Here is an 11,014-nt window from a genome sequence, read left to right as displayed (position 1 = left end):
TCATAAAATATGAATCCTATTTTTTATATAGTAGAACTAGATTTGATCTTAGTTATTGATCAAAGAGAACAACTCTTCAGCTGCTTCACGAGGACCATCTTTGCTACGTCCGTCAATAGCCAGAGAAGTATGTATTTCTCCGATTTGAACTCCGTTATTTTTCATATCTTTGAAGAACTGGCGAACCAAGACTTCTGTTTCTGCACGTTCCTGAACAGGTCCGAAAGGATTGGCAAAGTAAGATTTCACAAGGCCTTTTTCGGTAGTTGTTCCTTTGGCTTTACGTGCTCCGTCTTCAAATACCTGAATTGCTTTATCCAGATCGTCATAGAATGAAATCTTCTTATCGGATTCCTGATAGTTATTTGCATAAAGCATAATATCTACTTTGTATCCTTTAGAGATTACTTCGTATGTTGAAATAGGAATTGTTACACGGGCATTGATTTTATCAGGATTGCTGTAGATACCTCTGTCCAACTGTTCGTATGCGTAAGCAGGATCAAGGTCATCTATGCGGACAAATGCTCCGATTTCGGTTCCATATCCTTTGATAGAGCCATCTGCTTCTTTTTTCAGGAATCCCATATCATCAAAGATTACGCGCATATGACGGATATAGCTTTCATTCAGCGTACGGAATGCTTCCAAGCTTTCTGATTTTCCGGCTCCGCTATCACCCATGATAATGATATTAGACTCTTTACCATTTTTAAGAACGATGTTAACCATTGCTCCGTGAATAGGTAAGCGATTGTTTTCTATTTGTTTAACATTATGAAGTGTTAATAACATCTTCTTCATGTATCCGAAATAATCGATATCGTCGCAATAGTTTGCATATCCGATCAGGATATCATTCTTTTTATCTTTATAGTAGAATGTACGTTTTTCTTCTTCTCCATCCGGATATCCGAATACGTAGATGATATCAGGTTTCTTTCCGATGTATTCACTTTCTTTGGCAAGCTCGAACAAGTTAGATAAACCTATTCCCTGAGCCATAAAATCTTTATGAAAGTAAACGAATGTAAGCATTGCACCTACTTTAGCAGGGAATACATACCAATCGTCCTCATTCAGAATAATATTATTCAATGGATTTTGGTGATGTTCCTGAAAGATTCCGTCTCGGGTATTGCGTTTTGTGTATGTAATGAAAGGAGGACGTATTACAACTGTACTGATAAATGGTATCGGTGTAAGTCCTTTGTATTCGATTGGGCAATTCCAGTTTACATCATTCAATGTAAGAGAGGCTGTTGCTCCGACTGTAGTCTGGCGGTATACTCTTTGATCGAATCCGTTTACAGTCTCCTGAATACGGCGTACTGTAGTCAGTACAAGATCATTGAACAAGTCATTGGCCTGAATGAATCTTACATTCTGAAGTCCGTCACCTAAGCGGGTATTACGTACAATAGAATATCTTTCGAGTTTTTTCCAATATTGAAGCAGTAGTTCGATTAGTTCGATGAATAAATCTTTATCAGCAAAAAGTGCGGTGTATTTATTATCAACTTCGATAACTTCTTCTATTTTGAATACAGTCAGTAATTTGAATGATTCTATAAGTGATTCGACAAGGTTTTCGTCTGTTTTGAAACTTTTGATATAATGATCGTATATAATAGGATCGTCCTTCTTTATTTTTTTGACAAATGCTTCAACTACTCTTCTAAATCCATAACTACTTAGTAATTTTTGTTTAGTATCGCAGTATTTCAGTGTGAAATTAATCATCGCTCTTCCCCGCGATAGTGTAAATTCATGTAGCATATTCTTTTTACTCTTTGATTATTATTACTAGTTATTCAATGTCTTTTTGTTTTGAGAGGCAAGCAAAGATAACAAAAAAAATAAATAATCAGCTTTGGGGCATATCTTTATCAATCAGAGATATTGTTAAATAATCTTAGATTTTAACAAATTATTAATATTTAAAAGAAACTATCTCCAAACGAAATACGTTTTAATAATATACCATAAGTATGAATAGTTGATAATGTGGAATAGTAAGCGATAAGGCTTTTATTCACATATCTTATTTAGAATCAAAATAATTAAGGTCTCAGACCTCTAAAAAAACAAATGATTATGAAGATTGAACAGATTTTAGGAGATTCCGCTTCTTATTTATTGGATCACACATGTAAGACTATTGATAAATCATTGATTCATGCGCCAAGTCCTTCGATTATTGAAGATGTGTGGGTAGATTCGGATCGTAATTTACAAACTCTCAATAGTTATAGTTCCTTATTAAATCACGGTAGGCTGTCCGGAACAGGATATATATCAATACTTCCTGTCGATCAAGGTATTGAACATACAGCAGGTGCTTCTTTTGCTCCTAATCCTATTTATTTTGATTCCGAAAATATCGTTAAGCTCGCTGTGGAAGGTGGATGTAATGCTGTGGCATCTACATTTGGGGTTTTAAGTTCTGTTGCCCGTAAGTATGCACATAAAATACCTTTTGTTGTTAAAATCAATCACAACGAATTACTATCGTATCCGAATACTTATGATCAGATTTTGTTCGGAACCGTTAAGGATGCTTGGAATATGGGGGCTGTAGCTGTTGGTGCGACTATTTATTTTGGTTCGGAAGAAAGCCGCCGTCAATTAGTCGAAATAGCGAAGGCTTTTGATTATGCTCATGAATTGGGCATGGTTACAATTCTTTGGTGTTATTTGCGTAATTCTGCTTTTACTAAAGATGGAGTAGACTATTCGTCAGCCGCAGACCTTACAGGACAGGCTAATCATTTAGGAGTAACTATTAAGGCTGATATTGTAAAACAGAAACTCCCGACCAATAACGGAGGGTTTACAACTATTAAGTTTGGTAAAACTAATCCTAAGATGTATTCCGAACTGACTACTGATCACCCGATTGATCTTTGCCGTTATCAAGTAGCCAATGGATACATGGGACGTGTAGGTTTGATTAATTCAGGTGGAGAATCTCATGGAGCATCCGACCTGAAAGATGCTGTCTCTACTGCTGTTATCAATAAACGTGCCGGAGGCATGGGATTGATTTGCGGACGTAAAGCATTCCAGAAATCAATGAAAGAAGGTGTTGAGTTATTGAATACCATACAGGATGTATATCTGGATAAGGATATTACATTAGCATAATCTCTAAGTAACTAAGGCTGCAGTTCATTGACTTACCAGTTCTGTAGCTTTACATCGAAAGTATCGGACTATCTTTCCGGTACTTTTCGTTGTTTGCATATATAAATAACAGGCTTCCGTCCTTGATTGTATTAATAATAGGACGTGATAGATTTTGGGGCAGGGCAGGGCAGCCGAAACTACGACCGAGTCGTCCGCTTTTTATAACCGAGGGATTCGAATATGCCGCACCATGTACAACAATGGCTCTTTGTTTGGCATGGTCATTTATGCCTTTTTCTAATCCGTTTAAAATAAGGGAATACCCATTCTTTCCCTGATACGTATTTTCTGTTATATAAAACCCAAGAGAACTTTGCAGAGAGTTATTTTCATTCGAAAAGGATGTTGCATATTTTTCTCCGCTGTTTTTGCCATGAGAAACCAGCGTGGAATACAATACTTTTCGGGATTTCATGTCAAGTACAAATAACCTGTTTTCTGTAGATGGCTTTGTGAAGTCAATCAAAGTGACAATATTCTTTTTGATCTCTTTTACCTTCTGATATCCGGTATACGCCTCTTCAAAGGCTTTATAGTTAACTTCGTTCTGGAGATGCATATCAGTATATAGCTGGTAACATTCCGAGAGAGAATTGTTTTCTTCTGGTTTATCAACGGTTTTGCTTTCAGTATTTGATTTGCTCACCGGTATGATAAATAATAAAAGGTATATAAATATTCTTTGCATTTTTAATACTATCCTGAAAAATAAAAATTTGATGCAAAGTTAATTATTTAATTGTTAAACAGTATGTTAATTGTCTTAATCAATCACAAAAACTAAAGTAGATAAGGTCGGAGCCCAATCATAGACAAACTTGGCGTGCGAGGTCGCGTTCCTTACGCACATGTGTGACCGGGGAGTTGTACCTAATGATGCACTAAATTCGATTGTCTGTGTTGACGGAGCATTTACCGGAATGCCGTGTATATATGCACCGTTGGTAAAACGGCTGGCGTATGGTGCAAATCCTCCGATTTCGGAACTGCCATCGACTAAGTAGTGCATTTTGAATTTCTTTTCCTGAATTACAAATATACCTGTGGGTGTTTCTTGCATATGAGGCGGTTGATGACGTCCTGTTGTTGCAGGATTCATACTTCTGACCAGCCATCCGGAGTCCGATTTTTCCAAAGTTGCAATATTCTGATTCGAAGTATCTATAAAAATAACCTTGTTGAAGATGGTGGTATCGCTCAGTTGCTTGATGTATCTTTGAGGAACAATCCATTCTCCATGTATATCAACAGTGGCTATTTTATCGAAAGTTCCTTGTTTTTCGATGTATTTCACCAGCCATCCATCTCTGCCGTAACACTCGGGTTTAATCGAGTCATTGACATAATATAACGGAACTGATTGATAACGTTCTACTCCCAGCGAATCGGCAATGCGGGTATAGGCATTCCGTTTGTAATTTCTCACCAATGGAGCTTCTCCATTCAGGTTTTTATAATTTTGTAATACAGCCCACGAAGATGGCTCGTTGTGGATGGAGTCAACAAAGGCGAGCCCTTGTTTTATCTTATCCCATTGGTATTGACGGGTTGTATCTTTGTACGGATATGTATCTTCAAGGGTATATTTATCATATAACAGTTCTTTTTCTATTTTGATTCTTGCCGGATCGATTGACTTTGGTTGTTGCTCTTCTTCTATTTTTGTGGTGTCTGCTACTGTTTCAACAATCGGAGTGGATACTGGTTCATTGCATGAAATTCCGAAGAATACCCATAGTGTAATGAATAAAAATAATGAGTGTTTTTTTATAGTCATATTTATATAGAATAATTAAGTGGTGACCTTAATTGCTTAAATAATTTCTACTTATAACAAATGTTAATTCGTAATTGTTTTTGCTTCTCATTTATAAAAAAGGAAAACCGGCTGTTGTTACCGGTTTTATCTATACTGAAAGTATTCTTTGAGTCCCAGATCCTCTTGTAAAAAAAGTGTTCTTTGAATGGCTGAAATTTAATGATAAAATGTGATAATGACCAATAAAGTAACAACCGAAAAGTGTACAGTTTCGCTGTAACGTTTGTAACCTTTTTTTATTTAATGATTTAAAATCACTATTTTATATTATTCTTCTGTGATGTGGTTATAGATTTGTTTATCATCATCCCATTCAAATTCCGATCCCCGCCGAGATCCCAGAATTTCTTTTAGTTGAGGTTTCCATTCGGCAACTTCTGCGAGATCTTTAGTTATTGTATTATCAGGGTTATCAAGATATGTTTCGTCTTCGTCGCCGTAAATAAAACGCCATCCGCTGTCTATCTTAAATTCTGTATTTTCGCGATAACAATATCCTACAAAATCTTTTTCGATGGCACGTTTTGTTACAAATGCATATTTCTGCATATCAGTATATTCCTTGATTGAAGGATCGTCCCAGTTTTCGTCTTCTTGCATGTGAGTTTATTTATATTCTATTATTCAAAATTAAATGTAAGCGTAATCATCCGTGATTTTCCCGATTTCAGAGCATTGGTAAACACCAGCATATCCGGGTCGGTAATGTCGGGACGGTCTTTTACGATAAGGTCTCTTAAGCCAAATGAAAACCGAAGTTCGGGGCTTAACTTAAACAGAGGAAAGTATAAATTGCAACCTAATCCGATATCAATCCCATAATCCAGATTTTCAAGTTTTATGACCGGAGCTTTAGGGTTGCCTATCTGTGTGTTGACAAAACCTCCTGCAAGAACATAAGGCCGTATGTTATTGAATCGTTCGGAGCTGAAACGCATGTGAACAGGAAGCGAAAGGTAATTCGTCTTAATAGACGCTTCGAAATTGTCTTTCAGTCCGTTTTCCTCTCTGAACGTAAATCGTTTTTCTCCAAAATGAAGAGTTGGCACAACCCGTAGGTTCATATATTGATTGATATACCGATCGGCAATAAAACCCACACTGAAACCGACTGAATAGGAAGGGATCTCCGAATACCATACAGACTTATCGTTATTAGCAAAACCTGTATGTGATAAAATAAGATCTTGAGCATTGATCCCTACTGTAAAGCCTAAATGGAATAGTTTTTGGTCTGCAAATGGGAGGTTTTTAGGCTTACGATTTTGAGAATATGAATGATTGCTGCAAAAAAATAGCAAAGTGAATATTAAGACTATATATAAATTATAACGTTTCAATTTGTTCTTTTTGTACGTGGTTATTACATAAACTCAAGGTTGAGTTACTTTAGAATGTGTAAAAATAAAGATAATATAAGAATAAACGAATATAATTATACAGTTTATTTATAATATTGTAATTAAGTTTTTTATCCCTTATAATGTAATCTCTGATTGACAAAATTAATTAAATATTGGCATTATCTAACGCAAATCAGTTTGTATAGTACAAAAAACAGTTTATCTTTGTTCTGTCATATATTAAGTTAGTATTAACATAAAATTTTAAGAGTCATGGCTTACGTTATTAGTGAAGATTGTATCGCATGTGGAACTTGTATTGATGAGTGTCCTGTAAGTGCGATTGCTGAAGGTGAAATCTATACAATTGATCCAGATACTTGTACTGATTGTGGTACTTGTGCGGATGTATGTCCTACAAGCGCAATTAGTCCGGCATAATTCAGGGATTAATTAAAAGCATAGAGGACTACCGAAAATGTAGTCCTTTTTTTATCTATATATTTTATCGGTGTTGCCCTTTTTTCTAATTTGAATAAGCATTTATGACTCAAAAAAGGATTCTGATATTTAATGATTGCTTTTTTATGGGAGGGACAGAAATTCTTCTTGTAAACTTGTTGAATCATTTGGTCGAAAGGGATAATTGTAGAGTGACTTTATTATTACCGAATCCTTCGGAAAAGAATGTATTGCTGAGTCGGGTTTCCGATAAAGTGGAAATTCAATATCTGTTCAAAGAGGAACAAACTGGACTTAAACGCGTTTTCTATAAGAATTTGCTTATTTTTTTACCTGCTTTATATAGCAGGCTGGTTAAGTTTCGAGAAAATGATTATGATCAGATTGTCTGTTTTAAAGACTGTTTTCATTCGATCATGTTCAGTCGGATGAAATTATTCAAGGTGCTTTGGATTCAAAATCAACCTTTTGTTCGTAATTATACAAGTCATTCAGTAAGAGAATGGCTAGGCTATACTTTAAACAGACTTCAAATAGTGAAAATGACTCGGTCTTTTGATAAATATAACAAAGTTGTGTGTGTGTCGGATTCTTCGAAAGAGGGGTATATCAATATTTATCATAGAGGCAAGTCGCAAAAAGAGCTGATTGTTTTATACAATGCTCTGGATTTATCCAATATTGTAAAGAAAGCCGAAGAGCAGTTAGTGAGAAAAGACGTAGAGGGTCTGAAGTTTATTGTAGTTATACGTTTGTCATATGAGAAAACAGTTGATAGAGTGATTCTGGCTGTAGAACGATTACTATCGGAAGGATATAAACTTAATGTTACTATTTTGGGTGATGGTATGGAGTTCGATAATTTACAGAATCAGATTAAGAATAGAGGCTTAGAACAAGAGGTGTTTATGTTGGGACGGGTTGATAATCCTTTTCCTTTTATGAAAAATGCTGATTGGTTTTTATGTCCATCTTCGCGAGAGAGTTTTGCTCTGACCTTACTGGAATCTATAACTTTGGGTACGCCTGTAATCACTACTCAATGCGGAGGTCCCGAGGATGTGGTTGGACATGGGATATATGGTATCCTGACAGAAAATAGCCAAGAGGGCGTATATCAGGCAATGAAGAAGGTGTTGGATGATCCTTCCTTGAGAGCTCATTATGTAAGAACACATGAGGAATGCCTGAGCCGCTTTGATTACAGCAGATGGCTCAAAGAGGTTGAGTCTATACTTGAGCTGTACTAGTCTTGTTTTACAGATTTTACTCCGTTAATCTTAAAGTAATATTGACACCATTGTTTGATTCCGCACTCTTCACATTTGGGACTTCTTGCAGTACATATATATCTTCCGTGGAGAATAAGCCAATGGTGAGCTATTGATAACAGTCTAGATGGTATATACTTTACCAATTCTCGTTCTGTTTCCAATGGGGTTTTAGAATTCGTAGTTAAGCCTATCCTGTTTGAAACTCTAAAGACATGAGTATCCACAGCCATTGCCGGTTTATCGAATGCCACTGATAGAATAACGTTGGCTGTTTTACGTCCCACGCCTGGAATCGATTCTAATTTATCCATTGAGTCAGGAACTTTTCCTCCGAAATCAGAAACCAGTTTCTTAGCCATTCCTACTAGATTTTTAGCTTTGTTGTTAGGATAAGATACACTCTTTATGTATTCATATATTTCATCAACTGACGCTTCGGCCATAACTTCAGGGGTAGGGTATGACTCGAAAAGGGGAGGGGTTATCATATTTATTCTTTTATCAGTACATTGAGCTGATAGTATAACCGCAATGAGCAGATGAAAGTGATTGTCGTAATGTAATTCAGTTACTGCAACCGGAACGTTGGTCTCGAACCAGTTGATAACGTGTTCGAATCTCTCTTTTTTCTTCATTTTTCAGTATCGATAGTCTATTGCAAAAATAGCGAATTCTTATGAAAAGAAAAAAGAGAATACTTGTTTAAGGTATTCTCTTTTACTATATAAGATAAACGATCTCTATTAGAAGAACGCAATTCTATTGTCTTTTACATCCAGCTTCTCTTTCAGCACTTGTGTCGCTTGAGACATGATGCGATACATATTTTGGTTATTAGCTGTTTGTTTGAATGATTGTACATTGAAGTCTTTACTTTGATCTGTTTTATTTAGAACAGTAAGTACCAATACTCCGTTGTCTCCTTTTACAGGACCAGCCAGTTTATTTACCTGACCTACTTCTGCATATACATTTAATGCTGATTCACGACCGATACCCATAATGTTTGGAGTATTGAAAGTCACAAACTTAACTGTATCTACTTTTGAGCCTAGCGATTGTGCATAAGCATCAAGAGATGTTAAGTTTTTAGCTTTCATGTCAGCTATCATCTTTTCAGCTTTCTTGTCTTTAAGAAGTTCTGCTTTTAATACATCTTTAACTTCCGAAACAGGAAGATATCCGGCGTCTATTTTAGAATTGATCAGAGCGATAATTTTATAGTCCGAAAGGTCGAACTTTTTAACTGAACCTACTTTTTCGTGGAAAGCCCATGATATAACTTGTCTTGATCCGTTGATCTGAGCTATATTAGGATATGCGCCGGTAATTACAGTGTTAGGAGTAACATTGTATCCTTTTTCCTGAGCAACTTTAACAAAGTCTTTTGCATTTCCGCTTTCTGCTACAAATTGGTTTAATTCATTATCCAATGCAGCAAGTGTCTGATCGCTTACAGTTACAGGTATTTGTACCAAAGCCAATTTATATTTAGTTGTCGGCTGAGTTTTAGCTTCAACTTTTACTATTTGGATTTGACCTTGTAGGTTTAGCTTAGTAACTTCTCCTATTGGAGCTTTGAACGCTGCATCAACGAAATCTTTTCCAGCCGATGCTAATTGAGGTTCTGTAACCCAACCCACTTCACCTCCGTTAGACTGAGGATATAGTTCATTTGCAACAACAGCAAATTCTTTTCCTTGTTTGATCACGTTTATGATGCTATCGGCTTTTGCATTTGCTGCTAGTTTATCAGTCCCTTCCGGAACAATAATCATTCTCATTTTTACCGAGTCGGCTGCAGATGTACGATCTATCAGTTTATAGATTCTGTAAGTATCATTCTCGCGGATAGGTCCGTAGACATCACCTACAGAGGCTTCTTTAGCAAATTTACCTTCTTCTGCTGACAAGTTCTTTTCTGAGAAAAATACGTCTTGATATGGAACTTCAGAATAATCAGCTACAACTAACGCAGGATTGTCTGCGGTTGCCAATTTTTCGCGGGCAGTGTTAGCTTCTTTTTCAACAGCAGCATAATCACTTTCGCTTGGTACTATTTGTTTTGTGAAGTAAGATATTTTTCTCAACTCATCTTGAGTCTTAAAGTTATTCTTACGTTCGTTATATAGTTTTTCGATTTCTTTATCTGATACAGATACAGTAGAATCTGCAATCGAAGAATATCTGTTAAGAACGTATGCAATATCAGATGTTGCTTTTGTAGCTTCACTGTTCGCTTTAGCTTCGATATCGTTTACCAAAACAGAGTTAGCCAGCAATGCATTGTATTTTTCTTCCAAACGTTGGTATTTGATCATACCACGAATGGTTGCCCATACTGATTTCAGATTTTCTAATTGAGCCTGTTGTTCTAAAGGAACTGATTTAGTATCAGTATTTACAATCGATAAAAACTGGTTCAATGCCTGTACACTGAATTGTCCTGTTTTAGGATCTGTAAATAAAGGAATCTGACGAAGAAGCGGAGATGGGTTAGCTCCTGTTAGCATATCGTTTAATTCGGTATCACTAACGCTTAATCCTATTTTTTGAGATTCTTTGTCAAGCATCATTTCCTTAACCATTTGTTCGTAAACAAATTCTCTGATCTGAGAAGTGGTATTTTCATCTAATGAAGTTTGTCCACTGATCATCTTCTGGAATGTTTCGAAATCGGTTATTCTCTGATGATATGCTCCTGTTGAAACAATATCCCCATCCACAACAAAAGCTTTGTCCTTTTGCTTATGGATAAATGACGTTACTTCATTCCAAGGGAAAATAAAAGCCAGCAATGCAAGAGCAATGACTCCAACAAGAAGTCCGGCTTTATTTCTAATTTTTTGTAATGCAGCCATTTAAAACGTACTATTAATTTTATTGTTATTATTATTTATTTATTTACAATATTTTAGCGAGCGAAG

Annotated in this window: 10 protein-coding genes; 3 read left to right on the top strand and 7 right to left on the bottom strand. The window is 36.0% G+C overall.

The window, feature by feature from the left end:
- Positions 1–48: 48 nt before the first annotated feature.
- On the bottom strand, positions 49–1,779 hold the full coding sequence (locus AABJ51_RS04955) for a phosphoenolpyruvate carboxykinase (ATP) (RefSeq protein ID WP_026627392.1): 1,731 nt from the start codon (positions 1,777–1,779) through the stop codon (positions 49–51).
- A gap of 318 nt (positions 1,780–2,097) precedes the next feature.
- On the opposite strand from AABJ51_RS04955, the gene AABJ51_RS04950 reads away from it, so the two are divergent.
- Entirely contained in the window at positions 2,098–3,147 is a 1,050-nt protein-coding gene (locus tag AABJ51_RS04950) for a class I fructose-bisphosphate aldolase (protein ID WP_026627391.1), read from the top strand.
- Between the two features lie 49 nt (positions 3,148–3,196).
- Here the strand turns inward: AABJ51_RS04950 and AABJ51_RS04945 are convergent, their stop codons facing one another.
- The 4 genes from AABJ51_RS04945 to porT form a co-directional block, all read right to left on the bottom strand.
- Entirely contained in the window at positions 3,197–3,877 is a 681-nt protein-coding gene (locus AABJ51_RS04945; protein ID WP_338374623.1) for a murein L,D-transpeptidase catalytic domain family protein, read from the bottom strand.
- A 75-nt stretch (positions 3,878–3,952) separates the two neighbouring features.
- Complete coding sequence (locus tag AABJ51_RS04940; RefSeq protein WP_338374622.1) at positions 3,953–4,966, bottom strand: L,D-transpeptidase; 1,014 nt, start codon at positions 4,964–4,966, stop codon at positions 3,953–3,955.
- A gap of 309 nt (positions 4,967–5,275) precedes the next feature.
- Entirely contained in the window at positions 5,276–5,608 is a 333-nt protein-coding gene (locus AABJ51_RS04935) for an immunity protein Imm33 domain-containing protein (RefSeq protein WP_051290811.1), read from the bottom strand.
- A gap of 20 nt (positions 5,609–5,628) precedes the next feature.
- Positions 5,629–6,348, bottom strand: a complete 720-nt coding sequence (gene porT / locus AABJ51_RS04930; RefSeq protein ID WP_338374621.1) for a type IX secretion/gliding motility protein PorT/SprT — start codon at positions 6,346–6,348, stop codon at positions 5,629–5,631.
- Between the two features lie 276 nt (positions 6,349–6,624).
- Here porT and fdxA point away from each other — a divergent pair, with 276 nt between their 5' ends.
- Both fdxA and AABJ51_RS04920 read left to right on the top strand, forming a co-directional pair.
- Complete coding sequence (gene fdxA, locus AABJ51_RS04925) at positions 6,625–6,792, top strand: 4Fe-4S ferredoxin (RefSeq protein WP_084158582.1); 168 nt, start codon at positions 6,625–6,627, stop codon at positions 6,790–6,792.
- 146 nt (positions 6,793–6,938) lie between these two features.
- A complete protein-coding gene (locus AABJ51_RS04920) occupies positions 6,939–8,063 on the top strand; it encodes a glycosyltransferase (RefSeq protein ID WP_338374619.1) in 1,125 nt (374 codons plus the stop codon).
- Here AABJ51_RS04920 and nth read toward each other — a convergent pair.
- Positions 8,060–8,722, bottom strand: a complete 663-nt coding sequence (gene nth, locus AABJ51_RS04915; RefSeq protein WP_026627387.1) for an endonuclease III — start codon at positions 8,720–8,722, stop codon at positions 8,060–8,062. The two genes, AABJ51_RS04920 and nth, sit on opposite strands and share 4 nt — an antisense overlap.
- Positions 8,723–8,830: 108 nt before the next feature.
- A complete protein-coding gene (locus AABJ51_RS04910; RefSeq protein WP_338374618.1) occupies positions 8,831–10,948 on the bottom strand; it encodes a peptidylprolyl isomerase in 2,118 nt (705 codons plus the stop codon).
- Between the last annotated feature and the right edge of the window lie 66 nt (positions 10,949–11,014).

The sequence above is a fragment of the Indolivaga capnocytophagoides genome, assembly GCF_036511535.1.
GTDB classification, from domain to species: Bacteria; Bacteroidota; Bacteroidia; order Bacteroidales; family Dysgonomonadaceae; genus Dysgonomonas_A; species Dysgonomonas_A capnocytophagoides.
The sequence above is the reverse complement of the archived record's forward strand: the minus strand, read 5'-3'. Positions and strand labels throughout refer to the sequence as shown.

Excerpts from the sequence above, each read along its gene's own strand:
- AABJ51_RS04955 (WP_026627392.1), bottom strand. The coding sequence starts at position 1,779 with ATGCTACATGAATTTACACTATCGCGGGGAAGAGCGATGATTAATTTC.
- AABJ51_RS04950 (WP_026627391.1), top strand. The coding sequence starts at position 2,098 with ATGAAGATTGAACAGATTTTAGGAGATTCCGCTTCTTATTTATTGGAT.
- AABJ51_RS04945 (WP_338374623.1), bottom strand. The coding sequence starts at position 3,877 with ATGCAAAGAATATTTATATACCTTTTATTATTTATCATACCGGTGAGC.
- AABJ51_RS04940 (WP_338374622.1), bottom strand. The coding sequence starts at position 4,966 with ATGACTATAAAAAAACACTCATTATTTTTATTCATTACACTATGGGTA.
- AABJ51_RS04935 (WP_051290811.1), bottom strand. The coding sequence starts at position 5,608 with ATGCAAGAAGACGAAAACTGGGACGATCCTTCAATCAAGGAATATACT.
- fdxA (WP_084158582.1), top strand. The coding sequence starts at position 6,625 with ATGGCTTACGTTATTAGTGAAGATTGTATCGCATGTGGAACTTGTATT.
- AABJ51_RS04920 (WP_338374619.1), top strand. The coding sequence starts at position 6,939 with ATGGGAGGGACAGAAATTCTTCTTGTAAACTTGTTGAATCATTTGGTC.
- nth (WP_026627387.1), bottom strand. The coding sequence starts at position 8,722 with ATGAAGAAAAAAGAGAGATTCGAACACGTTATCAACTGGTTCGAGACC.
- AABJ51_RS04910 (WP_338374618.1), bottom strand. The coding sequence starts at position 10,948 with ATGGCTGCATTACAAAAAATTAGAAATAAAGCCGGACTTCTTGTTGGA.